Here is a 21,565-nt window from a genome sequence, read left to right as displayed (position 1 = left end):
AATTTAACGTTTTGACTTACATATTGTGATAATCATTAATATGAAAAATACATCTAACACTAATAAAATGAATTGGTTTCAGCACTTCCTGATGATTTGCTCCGGCGCCAACATTCACCTTTTGAAGAAATCGCCAAGCGAATGGAACAAGTTTGCTGGAATTGGCGGAATCGTACTATTCACGGCAGTTTTCGCGACACTTTCCGCAGGTTATGCGATGTTCACGGTTTTTGATAATGTTTGGACAGCCGTTGGATTCGGGCTACTTTGGGGATTGATGATTTTCAATTTGGACAGATACATCGTTTCTTCCATCAAGAAAACGGGAACGTGGTGGAATCAGGTTTTGATGACGATTCCAAGGTTGATTTTGGCGACATTTTTGGGAATCATTATTTCAAAACCATTGGAGTTGAAAATCTTTGAAAAGGAGGTCAACAAACAATTGAACACGATTATTCAAAGAAATAAAAAACAACTTCAGGCGGAAATGACCGGAAGGATTTTGCAACAATCCGGGCCTTTTGATACGGAAAAAAAACAAATTCAGAATCAAATCAAAACTTACCAAATGGCCTATGATTCGGCTTCTGTGGAATTAGAAAAAGAAATTCTCGGAAAAGAATCTGGCTTGACGAGCGGAAAAGTCGGCTTCGGAACCAACGCCAAACGAAAAGCGGAATTGAAAGAACAAAAACGCCTTGACCTCGAAAATTACCAAAAACAACAACAGTCGCGATTGGAATATTTGGACAAGGAAGTTTCGAAAGTCTATACCAATTTGGAAACCGAAAGAAAATCTACGGAAACTGTGGAAGACAAATTCAATGGATTTGCAGCGCGTTTGCAAGCCTTGGATGAGTTGGGGAAAAATTCAGCCATCATTGCCTTGGCGGCGAGTTTCATTATGGGATTGTTCATCTGTTTGGAAATCTCACCGGTTTTAATCAAATTGATTTCACACGTTGGTCCGTATGATTATCTCTTGGAAAAAACTGAGAATGATTTCCGATTATATTCTAAGGAAAAAATCACGAAAGGAAATTCTTTGACCAATTACAGAATCGATGATTTTGATGACGATTTGGAAAAAAGAAAAAAGAGAAAACAAGATTTGAACAATGGATAAAAAAATTTGAGCTTCCGGATTTGGAAGCTCAATTTTTTTATTTTAAATCACCGACAACAAAAGGCTGTTCGGCGTTTTCGTTATAATCTCGTACAAATCCTATTTCTTTTGATTTTGTGATTTCGGATTTCGAGGTTCCGGAAAATCCATCCCCAAAATCGATGCTGAAATCAATGTAACTCAATCTGTTCTTTGTAAATTTCATTTGATTGAAAACCAAAATGATGTTCTTTTCTTTGAGGTTTTTCTGCAAGCTCAGCAAGTCCCTTTTTGTCATTTCCTTATTGAAAACTACGGCTATCACTTTTTTGTTTGCAGTAAAAGAAAGCGTACCGAATACGATAAATGACAGAAATAAAAAGGAGAAGAATGTGGACTTTTTCATTGCGATATTTGCTTTTGCAAAACTATTAAATTCTTAGCAAACACAACACCAAAGTTTTGATTTTTAATGCATTTATCTTAATTTTTTTAGTTTTTTTTAAATTACCCTCATAAATTAGTGGTCAAATAAAAAAAGACCCCAAAATGAGAAATCAAGTTGGGGTCTTTTTTTATTTGATTTAAGAATTATTAGAAAGAATAATTCGGAGCTTCTTGGGTAATTATGACATCGTGTGGGTGAGATTCTTTCAAACCACTTCCAGTAATCATTACCAATTTCGAATCTTTTTGTAAAGCTTCAATGTCTTTGGCACCACAATAGCCCATTCCGGCACGAAGTCCTCCAGTCAATTGGAAAATAACATCTTCCAATTTTCCTTTGTGAGGAACGCGACCTTCAATGCCTTCGGGAACAAATTTCTTAGCTTCACTTTGGAAGTATCTTTCTTTTCCGCCACGTTTCATTGCGGATAGACTTCCCATTCCTTGGTAAGATTTGAATTTTCTGCCTTGGAAAATGATTTCTTCTCCTGGAGCTTCGTCAGTTCCAGCAAGAAGTGAACCTAACATTACTGCGCCGGCTCCACTTGCAATTGCTTTCACAATATCGCCTGAAAGTTTGATTCCACCATCAGCGATTACTGCAACGTTTTTCTTTTTTGCAAATTCGTAAACGTTGTAGATGGCGGAAAGTTGAGGAACGCCGACTCCGGCAACAACTCTGGTTGTACAGATAGAACCTGGGCCAACACCCACTTTCAGAACATTTGCGCCAGCTTTTATCAAGTCTTTCGCCGCTTCAGCCGTTACAATGTTTCCTCCAACAATGTCCAAATCTGGGAATGTTTTTCTGATTTCTGAAATCTTATCCAAAACACCTTTGGAATGTCCGTGAGCAGAATCGATGGCGACGATATCAACACCTGCTTTTACCAAGGCTGTAATTCTTTCAATCGTGTCTTCACCAACGCCAACGCCGGCTCCAACGATTAATCTTCCGTTTTGATCTTTGTTGGCATTCGGATATTCTAATTGATTGTCGATATCTTTAATCGTAATCAAGCCAACTAATTTGTTTTTCTTGTCAACGATTGGAAGTTTCTCGATTCTGTTTTTCAGCAAAATTTCTTTCGCCGTTTCCAGATTCGTGGTTTTGTCGGATGTGATGAGGTTGTCTTTCGTCATTATTTCCTCCACTTTCACTTCGAGGTTTTCTTGATATTTCACATCTCTGTTGGTGATAATTCCGATGAGATAATTGTTTTTATCAACCACAGGAAGACCGGAGATTTTGTATTCGGCCATCAATGCTTTCGCTTCGGCAAGTGTGTGGTCTTTGGAAAGTGTGACCGGGTCGGCAATCATTCCGTTTTCGGAACGTTTCACGCTGTTGACCTGCGCGGCTTGTTCCGCAATCGTCATATTTTTATGAATGAATCCAAGACCGCCAACTCTTGCGAGTGCAATGGCCAAATCTGCTTCTGTCACGGTATCCATTGCTGCGGAAACGATGGGAACATTGAGCGAAATTTTGTCTGTGAGTCTGGATTTTAGGGAAACCTGATTAGGTAAAACTTCTGAATAAGAAGGGACTAATAGAACGTCATCGAAAGTGATGGCTGCCTCTACAATTTTGTTATGAATAGACATCTTTACTTTCTGTGCAAAATTAAGCTATTTATTTGGAATTTGAAAGTATCATAATTTATTTGATAAATAGTTAATATTCAGAAAAATGATGATGGGATGTGAAAGCCCATAGCCCCGATAGAAGCGGCATCCTTTTTTGTTTTATCTTTTAGTTTTCTATTGATGACAAATGGTCGTAAACAAAAAAGATATAGCGGATAGCGGGAAATAGCTCCGAAATTTTATAAATGATGAATGATTTTTATCTATAATTATTTATTAAAAACGGCTCAGGATTCCCCAATGGATTTTTATCTCGTTGAATTTGAATGGGTTACCAAATTGGTTTCCGTTCGAAATCTGGAAACTCATCAAACCGATGGGAAGAAAAAAGTTGAAACCGAGACCTAAACTATACAATTTCGGTGAGATTCCCAAGGCTTTGTTGGACATTTGGCCGTACTGCGCAAAGAGGTCAAAAAAGGCTTGGTCATTGACGAGATAGCGATATTCTGCACCGGCAAATGCGTAGAAATCGCTGATGAGACTCTGCTCGTTGAAACCGCGCATCGAGTTCCAGCCTCCAAACCTAAAAAGTTCGTTTGTGGAAAGTTCGTTCTTGGCGCTGAGCAATGCGGACTCGGCCTTGACGTTCAGGTAGTGGTTTCCGGAGAGATTGAAATTGTGTTCGGCGAAAAGGAAATATCGGATTTGGTCAAATTTTTCCTGCGTGTCGTCGTAATTGGTCTTGAGGAAATCGGCTTCCACACGGATATTGCTTTTGTTGATGAACAGCGGAATGTCGCTTCCTTCCTGATATTGATACCAAAGTCCAATCCCTTTTTTGCTGTAATCGCGACCGCCCGTGTAGAGCGAATCCAAAATCGCAGACGACTCGAAAGTTCCTTTAAGACCAAGTTTTTGACGTGGCGAAAGGTGATAGTAAACCGCGGGCAAAAATTTCACATTTGCGAAAGTGGAATCTTGGCGGAAGATATTGACGTTAACATTAAGACCGACATTGCTTCCAAACGTGTACGGAATATCCGTCTGCATATCGAAAGTTTGACCTTTGTCCGGATTTCTTTGCCAGTAAACGCCGATGCTTTCGAAGCTGTTGAACATATTTTTGAGCTGGACATTCAAGGTTCCGTTGACGGTGAATTTTTCGGTTTTGTCGTTCCCGAAGCCAATCATTCCGTCGAACGTGTTGGTTTTTTTCTTTTGCGTAAAGAGAAAAACTTGTGTAGAATCCTTTGTAAATAAAGTCTGAGGCGGTTTTTCCAAAGTCACAAATTGATGATTCTGCAAAGCCTGGTTCATCGAAACCAAGTTTTTGTCTTCGTAATTTTTGCCGACATATTCTTTGTTCAAAGCTTTAACGAATTGTTTCGGTAAACGCGTGTAGCCTTTGTAAACGATGGCGTCTATTTTCCTTTGAGATGCGGTGACAACTGAGATTTTGACCGTTGGAATTCCATTTTCCATTTTCTGGAATTTGGTTTTCACACGGTTGAAGGCGAAACCTTTGTTCCGATATTTTTGATTGATGTTCTTCTTGAGTGAATCGAGGTTTTTGGTGAAGAGCTCGTTCTTTTGAAGTTTCAAATCTGAAACCAATGAGTCTGAAAATTTGACATTGACTTTGTTGAAATTCGGACCTTTGTCGTAATAGATTTCGGTGCGGTTTTCTATTTTTTTGACGTCTTTCAGTTCTGTGAAAAAGTAGGAATTCTCGGTCAATGAATCCAAAAACTTGACTGCTTTCGCTGAGTCCGAAACTATTTTTTTTGCGTTGGTTTCTTTGTCGATGAGCCAGTATTCTTTTTTCTGCGCGTTCAATAAAACACAGAAGAGAGTAAAAATGAAGAAAAAGAAATATTTAATTTTAACCACAAGGTTCACAAGGATTTCACAAAGGACACTATTTTTAGTTCATTGTGAACTTTGTGAAAAAACTTAGTGCCTTTGTGGTTAAACAGAAAATCAATCCATTTTATTGTATTTCTTCATCAGATTCTCGTACGTGCCTTGCGGGAGAATCCATTTGAGCGGAACGCCAATCTTTTGTCCGAATTTTCCAAAATAATAGTGCGCTTTCCACTTCGATTTCCCTAAAAGTCCATCAATGTAAACCGCCACATCCAAAGGTTCGGTGCCGTCGCCAACGTGGGAATTCATCAAAGCGTAAACTTTATCGAAGACATTTTTATAGGGTTCAGAAACTTTTGTTTTGACACGGTTTTCCGCAATGTTAGTTTTAATGTCGCCCAAATGAAGCGAACAAACGTGGATATTCCAAGGATAAACTTCGTAGCGCATTGCTTCCGTCACTTTATCCAAAGCCGATTTTGAGGCGGAATAGAAACCTCGGAAAGGCAAACCCATTTCGGAACCGATGCTGGAAACATTGATGATTTTTCCTGATTTCTGCTCTCGCATTTTCGGTAAAACGGCGGTCATCATCTGGACAGAACCAATCAGATTGAGATTGAATAATTTCGTAATATCTTCTTTTGTAGAATCTTCAACCGAGCCAACCATTCCCATTCCGGCGTTGTTGATGAGAACATCGATTCTGGTTTCTGTTTTCAGGATTTCAGAAATGGCGTTGTCGATTTGGTCTTTTTCAGTAATGTCTGTCGGAATCGAAACGAAACAATCGGAGCTTACGACTTTTCTGCTAAGCCCATAAACTTTGTTTCCTTTCTTCCCGAAATATTCTGCGAGCGCAAATCCAATTCCGGATGAAGCGCCTGTGATGATGATTGTTTTTGACATTTAGAAATTAAAAGATTTTTTTGAATTAGGGATTTTGATTTCATTCTTTCCCATTTTATACTCGTTCATTTTTATCAATTTGGGAAGTTTGTGCGTGAATTCTTTATAATAGTTTTTCGGAACTTTCCGTTCGTATCCGCTGTCACATTCGGAGTATTGTTCATCAACTATAACTTTTCCGGTTGAAAAATTGATTTCATCGGAGAAATTAAATTCGCAAGTATCATCAAATTTAACCAAGGCGCCAATCAGATAGAAATCACCGTTTTGAAATCTATAGGTGTTTTTTGAAGTAACCGTATGTCTAGAATTTGAAAAATAGGATTGAAAAATCACAAGACAATTATTCTTGATAGTCAATTCCAGTTCATTGCTTTCAGGATAAAATCCCTCTTTGCTGTCAAATATTAGATTAGAATTCTCCTTCCAAATTTTTAATTTTCCATTGAAGTTTTTTAGAATGTAGAGTTTTCTTTCAAGACCTTTGGATATGTTATTAACAATCTTATCAGTATTGAATACCATCACGGTTTCGTCTTTTCCATCTTTGTCGAGGTCGCCTTTTGTTTCCAAGATTTTCTTGTAACCTTTTGGAATTGTGAAATCTTTCAATTCCTGAGCATATGAAAATGTGAAAAGAAATATGGCTAAAAAAGAAAGAATTTTTTTCATTGAGTTACATTTTAGAAACTTAATCCAATATCCTCTATTTCAATCATTGCCGTATCTTCCAAATTACAAATACAACCTTTGACGGTTTTATAATTTCCAATAATGCGCGTCTCTTTTCCTTTTTTGTCAGTAATGATAATTCCGGCAGAGTAAGTTTCCCCTTCTGCGTGATAACTTCGAAATAGCAAATATTTGTAGCCATCATTCGTAAACTGAAGATTGTCAATTTCCATTCCCGCATTTTGAATTCCGCCACCACGATAGTAAGAATTATAATGAAATTGCTTCCAACTTTCCTTTGTTCTATTGGCTGGGAATTCCATTTCAATTTTGTTTTTAGTTCCAAATCGATACTGAATGTACTTGTTGGATTTATCCTTTACCAAAGACATTTTCTTTCCATTTTTAGTTTCAAATGAGTAGATAATTTCCTCATTTGGCAAAAGATATTGCGACCAAATTGTGGCAGGAATTAAAAATAAGAAAAGTAGAAAATGCTTTTTCATTAATGTAAAATTAATTCGTAGTTACCTTGTCAAAATCCTCCCAAAACTCAGGATAAGATTTTTCTACCACATCTTCGTTTTCGATATTAAGTTCTTTAACCAAGGCAAAAGGCGCAAAAGCCATTGCCATTCTGTGGTCGTTGTAAGTCGCGATTGAAATGTTTTCTTCAGGTTCTATGAATTCCGAAGATTCTATTTTTTCAACCGTAATATGCGTTTTTGCTCCAATTTTCAACAATTCATTTTGAAGTGCCACCAATCGGTCGGTTTCCTTAACTTTTAAAGTGTGAAGTCCTGTAATTTCGAATGGAATTTTCAAAGCTGTTGCCGTCACACAAAGCGTTTGCGCAATGTCTGGACAATCATTCATATCCAAAGTAATCAATTCAGGATATCCAAAAGCTGGTTCTGGCAAAAGCGAAATCGAGTTTTCTGCATAATCCGAAACCGTGTTGATTCCGAAATATTTCCAGTAGATTTCTTTAATCACGCTGTCTCCTTGAAGTGAAAGTGTATGGTAATTTTTTAAAGTAATATTCTTTCTGCCAATTGCGGACAAAGAGTAGAAGTAAGAAGCTGAAGACCAGTCGCTTTCCACTTCGTAATGTTCAATCCGGAAGTTGTCGGAATGGGCTAAGATTTCAATTTTATTTTCTGCAAAATGAGATTTGATTCCGATTTCGTTAAGGATTTTCAAAGTCATTTCCAGATAAGGACGAGAAGTTATTTCGCCTTCCAATTCCAATGTCAAGCCGTTTTCTAATTTTCCTCCAATTAATATTAATGAAGTCAAAAATTGGCTTGAAACATTCGCTGAAATTTTAACCGAATTTTTCTCCAATTTCTTTCCAATGATTTGTAACGGCGGAAAACCTTCTTTCTCAAGATAAGTAATGTCGGCTCCAAGCGATTGAAGCGCATCCACCAAAGGTTTGATTGGGCGGTTTTTCATTCGATCAGAACCCGTCAGAATTGTTTTTCTACCTTCAAAAATCGAATAATACGAAGCCAAGAAACGCATTGCCGTTCCGGCGTGGTGGATGTCGATCAGCTCAGTATCGGATTCCAAAGCTTTTTTAAGCAAAGTTGTGTCCTGAGAGTTGGAAAGATTGAGCATATCAATGTTCCCAAAGAGTTTCCCTAAAATCAAAAGACGGTTCGAAATACTTTTCGAACCGGTAATTTGGATTTTTTGATTATCGATTAATTCAGATTTTTTTAATATCATTCTTATGTATTAATGTAAAAAGTATTAAAGTTTTAATGATTCTAATTCGTGAATACATTCTACTTTAATACTGTGTACAAATTATTTTAATTTCTCGTTGTTTTGATGTCTGTCCTTGTCTCTGTCTGTTTTCACTTTCATTTTTTTATCGAAAGCCGATTGCAAATCTGTTCCGGTTTGATTGGCGAGACAAAGCGTTACGAATAGAACATCTGCCAATTCTTCGCCAAGGTCTTTGGATTTGTCAGATTCCTTTTCAGATTGTTCGCCGTATCTTCTGGCGATAATTCTTGCAACTTCGCCAACTTCTTCTGTCAGCATTGCCATATTCGTCAATTCGTTGAAATAGCGGACGCCAATGGTTTTTATCCATTCATCAACCTGATTTTGGAGTGTTGTGATTTCCATTATTGGTAAGCGCCAATTGTTATTGGATTGATTCTGTTGATTCCTACAATATCTTTAGGAACATTAGCATTGAAAATACCTTTTCCTTTGGCAGGTGAATCCGTTTTCACTCTCAAATTCATTTTCTGAGTAAAGTAATTTTGGAATTTTGGGTCTTCATTGGCAATGTTTGAACTTCCCACTGTTAAACCAGAATTTGTTGTGAATTTCAGTAAAGAGCTGTTGAAACTATAACTAATCTGCGTTCCATTCGGATTATTACTCAAAGAAATCATATCTGGCATATCACCATAAACAATTGAATTATTTACTGTTAACTTCACAAGTCCGGATTCCAAATCGCCAGCTTCATTTTCCCAAGTATTGCTTGCAAAGATTCCCATCGCAGACATACTTGAGTTTAAATCCCAATAATTGGCAATCGTACAATAGTTTAGGTTATAGTTTCCGCTTCCGGCAATCGCAATGTCAGTTTCACCGCAGTTGTTCATCACCACGTTGTTCATTGTCAGATTTGAATGGATGCCATAGATTCCAACATTTTGAAAAGTGTGAATGATGGAATTGTTTATTTCTGCCGTATTCTTTTTAAGTTGAAGACCAACGTTTCCACCAAAAAGTCTGGCATAGTTCATTTTCAGTTGTGTATCTTCTTCCATTTTGATTCCGTTCCAATTAGCTGGCAAAGTATCGTATTTTGTATCACTTCTGTCACCTCGGAAAACCACTTCATCACCCAAAACTCCTTTTACATCAAGAATTGAATTTTTTGCGAAATTCATTCCGCTGTTTTTTCGGAAATAAACTTTCGTCCCTTTTTCCATTGTCAAAGTTTTCCCTTCAGCAACAGTCAAATCTCCGAAAATCACTTTTACTTTATCCTTTGTCCAAGTTGTATTTTCAGAAATAATATTTGGATTTGTATCAGTCTTAATAAAATATTCCGCGTCTTGAACAACAGAAAGAAGCGTCACTTTCTGTTCACCCGCTGGCGTATTGATTACCACTTTGTCCTCTGCAATCGCTTCTGGAGCATTGGCAACTGGCGCAATTTCTACAAAAACATAAAGACTGTCTTTTCTTCTCAGCGCCACATTTTCAAAACTCGTTCCCACTTTTCCATCCACATTGATTCTGTAAAGCGAACCACTTCCGCCTTCCAACGCAATTCTCGGAATCAAAACATCCTTGTCCTCTTTATTGTAAACCTTCACAGCATATGTTTCACTACGCATTTGGTTGTAAACTGTGTCGCAAAAAAGTGTGTCTGTGGAGAATCGCAACAGTTGAGTTGGCGATTCAAACGAAATATCATCGCGATTACACCCCACTAATAATAAAAGTGACCAAAATGCGATGCCAAGGAATATTTTAATTTTCATTTATCTTGTTTAATCTTCAAAACTACAAAATTTAAATTTTTATTTTGTGACTCTGGCGATATTTCAGAATAAATTTTATTTGGGCGCCTTTATCCACCCTCCGTTCCCGCTTTTTTCTTTTTTTGTCAAAAAAGAAAAAGAGCTCTACTCAGGTTGGGGCGCGCTTCGCAAAAAAGAAATTTTCAGAATTTAAATTAGATTTTCCAACAAAACCGTACTGTGGTCAACTCCACCAAGATGATTGTAAAGAAGAATATTTTTGATACTTTCTTTTTCAACTTCATTAATCTTCATCACCGCGGGAATCTGCTGATTTTTTAAAATCTGACAAGCCATAAATGTTGAAAAACCACTTGCTGTATTGAATTCTCCACTCAAATGTTTATAATATAATAATGACGAATTTTGAAATAATGCTGAAGCCTTCTCATAATAAACATCCGACTTTGAATCTCCGCTGAAACCTAAAATAACAGCATCGATATCTTCATTTTTTAAATTATTTTTAGCTAAAAAATTTTCAATAAATTTTGTGGTTTCGTCTAATTCTAATGAATTTATAATTTGAATATCTTTCAGTTCAGCGTAAGAGTTTTCTGTTTTATCTTTCCCCAAAACAAAAAAGCTCGAACCCTCACCCCAAATCACACCTTCCGTTGTTGAATTCAAATAATCAACAGGCAGATTTTCTTCTTTTTTAATGGAATTGCTCAATTTATAGAGCTCCATTGTTCTTTCAGTTTGTTCATCTGTTGAACCTACCAAAACATTTTCTGCTTCACCATCCAAAATCTGAAGTTTTGCATCCAGCATTGAAAATTCGAGTGAAGATGAACTGTTGACGTACGTAAAATTATAGCCGTGACATTGCAATCCCAAGGCAATTTGTCCGGAAACCGTGTTGTGAGTGGATTGAATAAAAAAAGTTGGCGTCAAAAACTCCTCATTATTTTCCAATACATTTTTCAGGAACTTTTCGGAATCCTGAGAGCAACCCATTCCGGTTCCGACGATGATGGCGTCAGGCTTTTCAATTCCTGCTTCCTGTAAAGCTTTTGTGGAAGCTACAGAGCTCATTTTTACCGTTTTAGACATTCTTCGGCTCATCGCTGGCGGAATGAATTCTTTGTAATTGGGCTCAATGGCTTTTAAAATTTGAACTGAATTTTCAGGTTTTAAAATATCGGAGAAATTTTCGTTTAAAGTGTCCTGAACCGAGATGCAGGCGGCACTGTTGATGTAAACTGCACTCATTGTTTAGAAAAAATTAAAGTTGAACAGTTTCCGCCAAATCCAAATGAATTGGAAAGTACGTGGTTGATATTTTTTTCTTTCAGTTCGGTAACTGGCGTCAAATCAAATTCTTCCATTTTATTTTTGAAATTTAAATTTGGAAAAATCACATTGTTCTGCATCGCCAAAATCGAATAAACCGCTTCAATTCCCGCTGCCGCCGCCAAAGTGTGACCCGTAAATGCTTTCGTAGAACTGAATTCCGGCACCTGATTTTCACCAAAAATCCGAATCATTGCAATGCCTTCAGATAAATCATTATTAGGAGTTGCGGTACCGTGAACGTTGATGTAATCGATGTTTTCTTTATTTAAACCTGAAACTTTCAAAGCTTTTTCCATTGCCAAAAATGCACCTTGTCCGTTTTCCGAAGAAGCGGTCTGGTGATGTGCATCATTCGCATTTCCATAACCTGAAAGATAGGCGAGGACTTTTTTATTTTCTTTTTTCACAATTTCGTCAGATTCCAAAACGAGGTAAGCGGCAGCTTCGCCCAAGTTTAGGCCTTTTCTGTCGTTGTCGAAAGGCGTGTTGTAAGAATCCGTCAGAATCATCAACGTATTAAATCCATTCAAAGTAAACTTTGAAAGCGAATCTGTTCCGCCAACAATCACACGGTCAAGAACGCCGTTTTTGATGAGTTTTGCTCCCATCATAATCGCGTTGGCAGCAGACGAACAGGCTGTGCTGATGGTAGAAACCATTCCTTTCAGGCCCAACAATTCTGCAATCGCCAAGGATGAATTTCCGGCATCGTGCGAGTCAATATATTTTTGCTTTTCAGGAAAATCTTCGTAGGTGTAGAAATATTTTTCGGTAATATCCATTCCGCCCACGCTTGTGGAGGAAATGAGTCCGGTTTTGTAGTCGTTAATATCCGAAATTCCGGCACTTTCTACAGCTTCTTTTGCAGCAACCATTCCCAACAAAGTGGTTCTTGTGACGTTGTTGTCTTCATTCAGCTGAAGTTTCTGCACAAGTTCTTCATTAGACAATTTTATCTCGCCTGTTTTGATGCTTCCGGCGTGGCGTGTTTCAAACAGTTCGATGTCTGAAATGCCGTGTTTACCGGTCGTCAGCGAAATAAAATTTTCCTCGACATTGTTACCAATGGAGGAAATGATGCCCATTCCTGTAATGGCAATTTTTTGACCCATCTTTTTATAAATGTAACAATGTAGCAATGTAACAGTTTACCAATTATTGCTAGACTGTTACATTGTTATATTGGTAAATTAATTTATTTTGTTCTGTTTTCTTCGATGTATTTTGCCATCACTTCGATGGACTGGAAGATTTCTTTTCCTTTTTTCGGGTCTGATAATTTGATTCCGTAGTCTTTATCGAGAAGTACGATTAACTCCAGCGCGTCGATAGAATCCAAACCAAGACCGCCACCGAAAAGTGGGTCTGTATCTTTGATTTCTTCTACTGCAACGTCCTCAAGATTAAGAACTTCGATGATTTTGTTTTTTAATTCTAATTTTAAATCTTCCATAAAAATTAATTTGAAAATATGTTAATTAGATAATTTGAAAATGTTTTGCAATACAACATATATTAGATTTTCAATAAAAATTAGTCTGTTGATTAATTGCTGTACTTATGATGAATATTATGCATTTTAAAATTAGCACATTTTCAAATTATCAAATTTATAATGTCAGCAAATATACAAAAGCTTTATAACTTTCCTGATATAGTTCGACCCAGCCACACAAGACTTTTTCAGCTTTTCCTGACTGCAGAATCTGTGCCGCGTATGCGTTTAAAAATTCCTCATCAAATTCATTCAAAACGAAAAACGCATTCTCGGTTTGCATTTTATGTTTTATACTGATTTCGCCGACGCAAATGTTGGGTAAAGTGTAGACAAAAACAGCGGGGCTCGGGAAATAATTTTCCTGAGAATTGATACTCTCCTGATATTTAAAATCGGTGTCGAGGCTTGAGGATTTGTTGGCAAAAACCAATGCAGTTTTGCTGTGGTCATCGTTTTTCAAAATCATTTCGGAAGCGAGAAATGCGAGTTTGCTGAGATTATCCATCTTATGAAATTTTGGATAATTCAGTTCTAAAATTTTATAAGCTTCCTTTGCGAAGTCCGAGAAATTTTCGGTTTTAGTTTCAAAAATAATTTGTTCGTTGAGAATTATTTTTGAATTTTCTATGGTGCAAGTGTATGTTTTCTTCATCATTTAAATTTTAACATTTCTCCAAAACAATCGCCGCATTACACCCTCCAAAACCAGAAGCTGTTTTCAAAATATATTTGACTTCTGCGGATTGATTTTTCTTAATAATATTCAAATCTTTCGAAACACCCATTTCTTCAAAGTTTTTAGACGGAATTAAAGTACTGTTCAAAGTAGATTCCATAGAAATAATGCTTTCCAAAAGCCCTGAAGCTCCAAGGCAATGTCCGTAATAACCTTTCATACTGTTCAGCGGAACATTTTGCAAATCCATTCGGTTGAAAGCGATGGCTTCCATTTCGTCGTTGTAAAGCGTTGCTGTTCCGTGAGCGGAAATAAAATCGATTTGTTCTGAAGAAACTTTCGCTTCTTTCATTGCATTTTGAACGCTCATAAACAATCCATCGCCGGTTCTCGATGGTCCGGAAATGTGATTGGCATCGTTGATTGCAGAGTCACCTAAAATTTTAAACTTAAATTTTTCGTTCGCTGATGGAGTAGAAGTGATGTATGCCGCAGCCGTTGCTTCACCCAGATTAATGCCGTTACGATTTTTGTCGTAAGGTTTGCAAGGTTCGCTTCCAATCGCCTGGAAAGAATTGAAACCTGAAATTACAAATTCAGAAATCTCATCTCCGGCGACCACAAAAGCATCTTTATATTGTCCTGCCAAAATCATATTTTTAGCCACAGAAATTGCCATCACTCCCGAAACACAAGCGTTTGAAACGACAATCGGTTTGGTTTTAAATCCAAAAAAATCAGCCAGTTTTTGAGCTAAGTTTGAAAGATAAACGCCGTCCGGTAAAGTGTTTTCGTTTTTTAATAAGCTGATGTTTCCTTTGGTTGTAGAAAGAATAAAAGCCGTTTCATCTGAAATCTGATGTCTTTCTACTAAAGGTTTTAGACTTAATAAAAACATTTTTTCAAGTCTTGTGAAATTTTGATTGTCACTCTGAGCGGAGTCGAAGAGTTTATTGAATTCTTCTTCCAATTTCTCAGAATCAATTTTAGAAACAAAAAAAGCTTCGTGATTATCAATAACTTTATGTAAAGCAACGCCAGATTTTCCTTCCAGAAGTGCTTTCCAGTTTGATTCCACATCAAAACCCAATGGTGTGATGCAGTTGTAATCTGTAATGTAAATTTCTTTGTTCATTAATTACTAAAATTTTGAATCTTATTTTGAAAACATTATTGCCGATTAAATACAATTAACAGGTCGCTCCTACGGAGCTTTAATTTTTGAATATTTTTTTTCTATTATCAGTATGCTCCTAACGGAGCTGTATTTAATCCCATTGGGATTTACTGTTAATAGAAAAAAGTGAAACCACCAAAAACAGAGCTCCAGAGGAGCGAAATGTAGATTTGTCTTGTAAAACATTGTGTTTGTCTGTTTTCATCGGACAACAATTTTTTAAAAAGCTAATAGCCATTAGCCAATTGCTAGAAGTCTTCTAAAATCCCATTTTATCTTTCCAAGCCTGAAAAAACTCGGGATTGTAGAGGCATAAATTATTTTCAGAATCCAGAAAAACCTGAATGGTTTCTCCTCTGCAAACCAATTGATTATTTTGGTTGAAAATCTCATATTTATAAATCAATTTCGCTGAAACAGAATTCACAAAAGTCGTTACAATATTGAAAGTTTCACCATATTTTAAAGGCAGAAAATGTTCACACGTGCTTTTTACAATCGGCGTGGTAAATCCAGCTTTCTGAATGTCGAGATAAGTCAAACCGTGCTGTCTTCCGAAAGACTCTCTTCCGTCCTCAAAATACACGATGTAATGCCCGTGCCAGACGATTCCCAGTGGGTCTGTCTCGTTGAAACGGACGCGTACTTTTTCGGTACAAGTTAATTTTTTAGACTGCATTTTGTTTTCTTTCGTATAGTAAAGAGATGGTTACCATCGCAATATAAAATAAAAATAAGAAAATCAGTTCCTTGGCAATTTCGCCAATGCCACTGTTTCTTAAAATAATATCGTAATACGCATTCAGTCCCCAGTTCATCGGGGAAAACTGTGCGATTTTCTGCATAAATTCTGGCATCAGGAAAACCGGAACCCAAATTCCGCCAATCGCTGCCAAAACCACAACAGAAGTCGCTCCAAACGGCGCCGACTGTTCCTGAGTGTCGGAAACGGTGCCGATTAAAACGCCAAATCCAATCGCTGCCAAACCTGCAAATAAAGTGACAATCAGAAGGTGAAGCATTTTTCCGGTAACGTCAAATTGTGGCAAATCCATCAGCGGGAAAAGCCAGATTCCTACTGCAACCATCAGCAAAAACTGGATAACGCAAATAATGAGATAGGTGAATGTTTTTCCTAAAATATGAATGTAATATGGCGTCGGGCTCACGCGAACTCTCACGCTCGTTCCCTGACTTTTTTCTTTGACTAAATTAATCGACAACGGCACCACAATAAAGAAAATCGCAAACAGCGCCCAGGCAGGAACATTATGTTGTACGGAATTTGGCATTACTTCTTCGTTGCCTTTGTTTGGTGTGATTTCTTTGAAGGTAATCAGGCTTTTATTTTCAAGGTCTTCCGTCGTTCCCAATTGGTCCTGGAAGGCTTTGTAGATTTTTTTATTCTCGATTTCGAAAACCATTTTGTTGATGGCATTCATCACAGAATTTTTGAAACCAGCGTTGGTGGCGGGGTCGAAATAGAGGTGAATGTCTTTCGTTTTTGAAGCTACAGCTTTTGTCGCCGTAGAGTCGATTTCCAAACCAAACGAACTTACAACGGTCTGAACTTTGGAATCGATATTTGAATTTAAATCTTTCGTCAGATTTTCCGGAATGACGATGGCCATTTGATAATCTCCTGTAAATACGGCTTTCTCGGCTGATTTTTCGTTGTAATCGGTGACGAGTTCAAATGTTTTGCTGGTTTCCAGTTCTTTTTTGATGACTTTGGAAACTTCAGACTTGTCGTTATCAATAAAAATAATCGGAATTTTTGAACCCTCCAGATTTTTGAATGTCGAATCCTGAATTAAAGTAATCGTAATAATCAACAGCAACGGCATCAGGAAAATGATGACAATTCCGCCTGAATCCCGCTTTAATAACTGAATTTCCTTGATGAAACTTCTCCACAATTTATACAACATCTCTCAATTCTTTTCCGGTTAATGAAATGAAAACATCCTCAAGGTTTTCGGCATTGGCGACTCTTTCAACCAGTTCCTGCGGTGTTCCCGTCGCGTGGATTTTTCCGTGGTCGATGATGGCGATTTTTGTACAGAATTCCTCAGCCTCAGAAAGGTGATGCGAGGTATAAATAATGCACGTTCCTTTTTTATTTAAATCTAAAAGATAATCGATTATGGCTTTTTTGGATTGAACATCAACGCCGACCGTTGGCTCGTCCAGAAACAGAACTTTCGGGTTGTGAAGTGTTCCGGCAATTAGGTTGCAACGGCGTTTCATTCCGCCTGAAAACTGGTCCACTTTTTTGTTGGCAAATTTCGTTAAACCCATTAATTCTAAAGCTTCATCGATTGCTTTGTGAAGATAATCGTTTTTCAAACCATACAGACTTCCGAAGAACAAAAGATTTTCTTTCGCCGTCAAAGTTGGGTAGAGCGCATATTCCTGAGGAACAACGCCGATAATTTGTTTGATTTTTGAATTGTCTTTTTTCGGCGACAAACCGTTGATGGTAAAACTTCCTGAAGTTGGTTTAATCAAACCTGAAAGCATAGAAATTAGCGTGGTTTTTCCCGCTCCGTTTGGACCGAGAATTCCGTAGATTTCGTTTTTATCAATATTGAAAGAAATATCATTAACCGAAAAGTCTTCCGAGTTTTTGTATTTCTTGTAGAGGCTTTTTATTTCGATGATGGGATTTGACATTGTTTGTTTTTGAGGATTTATAAATGAAAATAGCTAAAGAAAAATTTAGTTGTCGCTGTAATGTCCCAAGGAACTCACTACAATGACATTTTTATCTTCTTCATAAATTTCATAAACAAATCTGTCTTTTTTATTAATCCTTCTGCTCCAGATTTCTCCTTCAAAGTATTTTAATTGCTCTGGTAATCCTGTGCCGGTTCTGGGATGTTCTTCGATTTCGGTGAAGAAAATTTCCACTTTTTTGATGTCAGATTTATTACCTGATTTTAAAATTTTAGCAAGGTCTTTTTCCGCTTCCCTGGTGCGGACTATTTGATACCTTCCCATATATTTTTTGTATTTACATCAACCGTTTTTCCTTCAGAATATTCCTTTCTGGCTCTGTCTACCTTTTCAGCAAACTTTTTAGAAGGAATTTCTTCTTCTTTGATTTTCAATTCGGTTACCCCCAGAGCTTTGAGAATAGCTTTGATTTTTTTACTCTCGCTGGAATCTATTTTGAAACTGAATGTTGTCATAAGTCATTGTGTTTAAAGTATAAATTTAGATAAATTATTCTGCTGACGGTTAAATCGCCTTCCTCAGTTTCTTATAAAAAGCCTCTTCCAAATCAGCAATATGCAACATCGACTTTGAAAGCTGATTGTAAATATCGCTTTTCGAGTTTCTGTTTTTGTAAACTCTTGCAATATCCACGGCAAAATCTCTCCAAAGGTCACCGATTGCGGTAATTTCTTTGGATAATTCCTTTAACTCGTCATTTTTAAGAATAACAGACGCCTCCTGTAAAAAAGCACCGTAAATAAATCTGAATCCGCCACCACCAGTACCGATTTCTTCCTGCATTCTGATGAGTTGTCCAAGATAATGATTGGTGACTTTGGTACCTTTTTTCTCAGCCCATTTCGGGATGCTTTTCGCCACCCAACGCATTGCTTTTACACCAATTAATGGAACTGGCGCGAGCATATTTTTGCAGGTGTCTTTAATTCCTTTTTTGATGGCTTCTTCCAAATGTACATTTTCCGGAATGTGTGTTGGGAAATACATATGACCTTTTGGAGCGAGTGCACCTTTTGCGTAACGAACTTTCTCAAGTTCAGCTTCGGTCAACGTGGTTGCAAAATCCATTACAGGGTCGCTGATGAGGAATTTACCATCTTCTTTTCCGTAAACCACAAGATTGTGGGCGTTGAAATGGAATTTATATTCTTCAGGAAAATAAGTCAAGTTGAAAACACCAACCTGTAAACCAGTTGGGATATTTTGTTCTAAATTTTTCTCCAATGCCTTTTGAGCTTCGTCTGGATTTGAGAACTTTTGTCTTTTGATTTTAATTCCCAATCGTTTTGCCGCTTTGGTGAATATCGAACCTGGCATTGGACGATAACTAAAACCTGGCGCAAAATTCACTTTTAAGAAAGGCAAATACACGAAAAATAATCCGGAACCGATTCCGAAAATCATTGGCTCGCTGAGTTTCAAACCTTTGTTGAGAAGTAGATTGGAAGCAACACCGTTTTCGCAATGCGCTGTCTGATGGTGTTCAAAATTTATTTTCATTCGTTGTTTCTTTAAAACCCCTTCAGAGTTCAAAACGCTGAAGGGGTTATTTATTTCATTATTTCCCGTCAAAATTTTTCAATTCATCTACTGAAATTCCGAAGGCGTCGGCATATTTTTTCAAAGTAGAATCGCTTAGTTTTTTGAAAACGTGTGGTTTTGAATGTCGTTTTACGGTCCATTGCCATTTGTCAACATAAGCCGCAAGAACCTGCAAATCCATTTTATTCAACTCCATAAAATAGATGATTGGGCTCACGATGTTGTTGGCGACGTTTTGCTTAGCTTCTTCAATTCTCTCATAAATGAGTTCCATCGATTCGTCAAGGGCTGCTTTTTTAGCTTCCCAGCCGATACTTTGAGCGGTGGTGTAATTGTTATTTTCATCAGTCACGTATAACATTTCGGTCATATTTGCTGATTGAAGATTACTTTCGTCTTGTGGAATGTCTTGTTTTTTCATTATTTAATTTCTTGAATAAACAAATTGATTTCTGCTCGGATGAGTAATTTATCATTAATAAAAGTCTCGCAGAAAATGTTGCAAATGTTCTCATATTGAGAAATCAGAGAAGCTTTGGAAATGATATTATCACCAACTTTTGGCAACGCAAAAATTTCTATTTTTTTGATATTGGTAATGAAACCGATGACTTTGGTTTCCACATCCGCACCTTTGAAAAAACTTTGTCCAAGAATCGATGAACACGTTTGCGCCACATTTTCTATCAATCCAGCTTCAACCAATTCATTATTCAAAACAAAAATATTATCAGGCTTGATTTCAAAAGAAGTGATGACGGTTTCAGGCGTCAACTCCAAAATGTAATCCGCCATCAGCATTGGTTTGCGATGGGGAAGAAAATTGTGGATGTTGATTAAGTTCTCGGCCTTCAGTTCCATATTTTAGTTTAACCACAAAAGTCACAAAAGCTTTTGCTATTTTTTTATTTCACAACGGTTTTCATCTGCGATTTTGCAATCACGGTTTCATTGATTTTCGTAACGATTTCAACTAGAGTTACGCCCATCATTTCGTTCAGGATTGTCGCTTCAGAAATCAGTTGGTCGCCTACTTTTGGTAAGGTTTCAACTTCAACAGATTTTATTGCGCCTATGTAACCTGTCGGAGATTCCTTACCCAAGAGAAAATATTTATAACCTGTATGCAAAGCTACCGTCTGAGCCTGATGTTCAATCAAACCGGAAGCTTGGAAAATGCCTTCGCTCACAAAAATATTATCTTCTTTAATTGTAAATCTTGAAACAACCAGATTCTCGGAATAGTCGGAAACTTCATCAACCATTACGAATGGAAATCTCTGTGGAATCAGACTTTCTACAAAATCTTTGTCGGAGTTTGGTAAGTTGCTTTCCATTAGCAAACCGTCAATAAGGCACAAGAATACGCGAATCTTCCACTTTCTGGAACGCAAAGAAGGATTTTTTCACCTTTCTTCAATTTCCCAGAATTCATCAATTGCTCAACAGCGATGAAGATAGAACCAGCGCCGATGTTCCCCACTTCGGAAAGATTGTAGAACCATTTTTCCCAAGGAAAATCCAATCCTACATTGGCAAATTCCTCTTTCAATCCGTCTTTGAAGTAACCAGAAGAAATGTGCGCCAAAACGTGGTCCACAGTTTCTGGGTCCAACTGATGTTTGTCAAAAGATGTTCTCAAACTTTCTGCACCTTTTACCAAAATATATTTGTCAAGGATTTTCGTGTCTTGTTTCAAAGCAAAAATCGATTGTTTCAACCATTCGTCAGAAGGATAATCTGCCCAAGATTTGAGGCTTCCGTCTTCCTGTTTTTCGCAACCTGAATACATACAAGCTTCGATTTGGTGCGCATAAGAATAGAAATCAATCCATTCGATTCTTAGAGATGTTTCATTTTCTCTTGGTTTATTTTCCAATAAAAATGCACCAGCGCCATCAGACAACATCCATCTTAGGAAATCTCTTTTGAAAGCGATGATGGGTTTTTCTTCCAAAAGCTTGAGGTTTTCTGCCTCGTGGTCAAATTTGTCCGCCGTCATCCAGGAAGAGAATCTTTCCGAACCTACGCAAACGGCATTGTCTTTAACGCCAGCTTTTACGGATAGAAATCCATAGTTCAAAGCGTTCATTCCAGAGTTGCAAAGTCCCATAGACGTATTGATTTCTACAGATTTTCCAATGTTCAACTCGCCGTGAACCATTGAGGCGTGCGAAGGCTGAATTTGGTCAGCAGAAGTGGTTCCGCAAGACAAAAGTTCCATATCTTCTTTTTTGAAATTCTCATCAAAAAGGCCATTGATTGCCGCTGCTGTAATTTGAGCATTGGTGTGCGTTGGCTGTCCGTTTTTGTCCAAAGCGTAATATCTTGTTTTGATTTGATTGTTTCTCAAAATCAAAGCTCTTGCTTTGGAAGGTGTATTGTTGACCAAACCAAGATGTGTTTCCATTTCGTCATTAGAAACCGGCTCGTTTGGCAGATATGTAGAAGATTTGGTGATATAAACGTTACTCAT

At 37.4% G+C, this 21,565-nt stretch carries 25 protein-coding genes; 1 reads left to right on the top strand and 24 read right to left on the bottom strand.

Annotated features, from left to right (window positions below; genetic code table 11):
* Positions 1-67: 67 nt before the first annotated feature.
* Positions 68-1,129: a DUF4407 domain-containing protein gene (locus tag B0I22_RS08855; RefSeq protein WP_246022177.1), complete on the top strand. Its 1,062-nt coding sequence runs from the start codon at positions 68-70 to the stop codon at positions 1,127-1,129.
* 37 nt (positions 1,130-1,166) lie between these two features.
* Here the strand turns inward: B0I22_RS08855 and B0I22_RS08850 are convergent, their stop codons facing one another.
* The 24 genes from B0I22_RS08850 to darB form a co-directional block, all read right to left on the bottom strand.
* Positions 1,167-1,514 (bottom strand): hypothetical protein, encoded by a 348-nt coding sequence (locus B0I22_RS08850; protein WP_133944299.1) that lies wholly within the window; start codon positions 1,512-1,514, stop codon positions 1,167-1,169.
* A 188-nt stretch (positions 1,515-1,702) separates the two neighbouring features.
* Positions 1,703-3,163 carry an IMP dehydrogenase gene (guaB, locus tag B0I22_RS08845; protein ID WP_133944298.1) on the bottom strand — a complete coding sequence of 487 codons (1,461 nt, stop codon included), beginning with the start codon at positions 3,161-3,163 and terminating at the stop codon, positions 1,703-1,705.
* A gap of 258 nt (positions 3,164-3,421) precedes the next feature.
* A complete protein-coding gene (locus tag B0I22_RS08840; RefSeq protein ID WP_246022176.1) occupies positions 3,422-4,984 on the bottom strand; it encodes a BamA/TamA family outer membrane protein in 1,563 nt (520 codons plus the stop codon).
* A gap of 144 nt (positions 4,985-5,128) precedes the next feature.
* Positions 5,129-5,923: an SDR family oxidoreductase gene (locus B0I22_RS08835; protein ID WP_133944296.1), complete on the bottom strand. Its 795-nt coding sequence runs from the start codon at positions 5,921-5,923 to the stop codon at positions 5,129-5,131.
* Entirely contained in the window at positions 5,924-6,595 is a 672-nt protein-coding gene (locus B0I22_RS08830) for a hypothetical protein (RefSeq protein WP_133944295.1), read from the bottom strand. It lies immediately after the preceding gene.
* Between the two features lie 11 nt (positions 6,596-6,606).
* Entirely contained in the window at positions 6,607-7,101 is a 495-nt protein-coding gene (locus B0I22_RS08825) for a hypothetical protein (protein WP_133944294.1), read from the bottom strand.
* 10 nt (positions 7,102-7,111) lie between these two features.
* Positions 7,112-8,329: a 3-phosphoshikimate 1-carboxyvinyltransferase gene (locus B0I22_RS08820; RefSeq protein ID WP_133944293.1), complete on the bottom strand. Its 1,218-nt coding sequence runs from the start codon at positions 8,327-8,329 to the stop codon at positions 7,112-7,114.
* 81 nt (positions 8,330-8,410) lie between these two features.
* Positions 8,411-8,737, bottom strand: a complete 327-nt coding sequence (locus B0I22_RS08815) for a nucleotide pyrophosphohydrolase (protein WP_034964122.1) — start codon at positions 8,735-8,737, stop codon at positions 8,411-8,413.
* Entirely contained in the window at positions 8,737-10,119 is a 1,383-nt protein-coding gene (locus B0I22_RS08810) for a hypothetical protein (RefSeq protein ID WP_133944292.1), read from the bottom strand. Before B0I22_RS08810 ends, B0I22_RS08815 begins: the two co-directional genes overlap by 1 nt.
* Before the next feature lie 189 nt (positions 10,120-10,308).
* Entirely contained in the window at positions 10,309-11,373 is a 1,065-nt protein-coding gene (locus tag B0I22_RS08805) for a beta-ketoacyl synthase N-terminal-like domain-containing protein (protein WP_133944291.1), read from the bottom strand.
* A complete protein-coding gene (locus B0I22_RS08800) occupies positions 11,370-12,569 on the bottom strand; it encodes a beta-ketoacyl-[acyl-carrier-protein] synthase family protein (RefSeq protein ID WP_133944290.1) in 1,200 nt (399 codons plus the stop codon). The genes B0I22_RS08805 and B0I22_RS08800 overlap by 4 nt, the downstream gene beginning before the upstream one ends.
* A gap of 83 nt (positions 12,570-12,652) precedes the next feature.
* Complete coding sequence (locus B0I22_RS08795; protein WP_034963026.1) at positions 12,653-12,910, bottom strand: phosphopantetheine-binding protein; 258 nt, start codon at positions 12,908-12,910, stop codon at positions 12,653-12,655.
* Positions 12,911-13,067: 157 nt separating this feature from the next.
* The gene (locus B0I22_RS08790; RefSeq protein WP_133944289.1) at positions 13,068-13,610 is read right to left on the bottom strand and encodes a beta-ketoacyl-[acyl-carrier-protein] synthase family protein; all 543 of its coding nucleotides are present in this window, start codon (positions 13,608-13,610) and stop codon (positions 13,068-13,070) included.
* 7 nt (positions 13,611-13,617) lie between these two features.
* Entirely contained in the window at positions 13,618-14,766 is a 1,149-nt protein-coding gene (locus B0I22_RS08785) for a beta-ketoacyl synthase N-terminal-like domain-containing protein (protein ID WP_133944288.1), read from the bottom strand.
* A gap of 301 nt (positions 14,767-15,067) precedes the next feature.
* The gene (locus B0I22_RS08780) at positions 15,068-15,487 is read right to left on the bottom strand and encodes an acyl-CoA thioesterase (RefSeq protein WP_133944287.1); all 420 of its coding nucleotides are present in this window, start codon (positions 15,485-15,487) and stop codon (positions 15,068-15,070) included.
* Positions 15,477-16,739: an ABC transporter permease gene (locus tag B0I22_RS08775; protein WP_133944286.1), complete on the bottom strand. Its 1,263-nt coding sequence runs from the start codon at positions 16,737-16,739 to the stop codon at positions 15,477-15,479. Before B0I22_RS08775 ends, B0I22_RS08780 begins: the two co-directional genes overlap by 11 nt.
* Complete coding sequence (locus B0I22_RS08770) at positions 16,729-17,484, bottom strand: ABC transporter ATP-binding protein (RefSeq protein WP_133944285.1); 756 nt, start codon at positions 17,482-17,484, stop codon at positions 16,729-16,731. Before B0I22_RS08770 ends, B0I22_RS08775 begins: the two co-directional genes overlap by 11 nt.
* Positions 17,485-17,529: 45 nt before the next feature.
* A complete protein-coding gene (locus tag B0I22_RS08765) occupies positions 17,530-17,811 on the bottom strand; it encodes a Txe/YoeB family addiction module toxin (RefSeq protein ID WP_133944284.1) in 282 nt (93 codons plus the stop codon).
* Positions 17,793-18,002: a DUF2683 family protein gene (locus B0I22_RS08760; protein WP_133944283.1), complete on the bottom strand. Its 210-nt coding sequence runs from the start codon at positions 18,000-18,002 to the stop codon at positions 17,793-17,795. The genes B0I22_RS08765 and B0I22_RS08760 overlap by 19 nt, the downstream gene beginning before the upstream one ends.
* Before the next feature lie 49 nt (positions 18,003-18,051).
* Complete coding sequence (darH, locus tag B0I22_RS08755; protein ID WP_133944282.1) at positions 18,052-19,047, bottom strand: BtrH-related acyltransferase DarH; 996 nt, start codon at positions 19,045-19,047, stop codon at positions 18,052-18,054.
* Positions 19,048-19,105: 58 nt separating this feature from the next.
* Positions 19,106-19,510 (bottom strand): flexirubin biosynthesis protein DarG, encoded by a 405-nt coding sequence (DarG, locus tag B0I22_RS08750; protein WP_133944281.1) that lies wholly within the window; start codon positions 19,508-19,510, stop codon positions 19,106-19,108.
* Positions 19,510-19,950, bottom strand: a complete 441-nt coding sequence (locus B0I22_RS08745; protein ID WP_133944280.1) for a hotdog family protein — start codon at positions 19,948-19,950, stop codon at positions 19,510-19,512. The genes DarG and B0I22_RS08745 overlap by 1 nt, the downstream gene beginning before the upstream one ends.
* A 44-nt stretch (positions 19,951-19,994) precedes the next feature.
* Positions 19,995-20,426, bottom strand: a complete 432-nt coding sequence (locus tag B0I22_RS08740; protein ID WP_133944279.1) for a hotdog family protein — start codon at positions 20,424-20,426, stop codon at positions 19,995-19,997.
* Complete coding sequence (gene darB, locus B0I22_RS08735) at positions 20,426-21,565, bottom strand: dialkylresorcinol biosynthesis protein DarB (protein ID WP_133944278.1); 1,140 nt, start codon at positions 21,563-21,565, stop codon at positions 20,426-20,428. The genes B0I22_RS08740 and darB overlap by 1 nt, the downstream gene beginning before the upstream one ends.

This window comes from Epilithonimonas xixisoli (genome assembly GCF_004365655.1).
In the GTDB taxonomy this organism is placed as follows: domain Bacteria; phylum Bacteroidota; class Bacteroidia; order Flavobacteriales; family Weeksellaceae; genus Epilithonimonas; species Epilithonimonas xixisoli.
The sequence above is the reverse complement of the archived record's forward strand: the minus strand, read 5'-3'. Positions and strand labels throughout refer to the sequence as shown.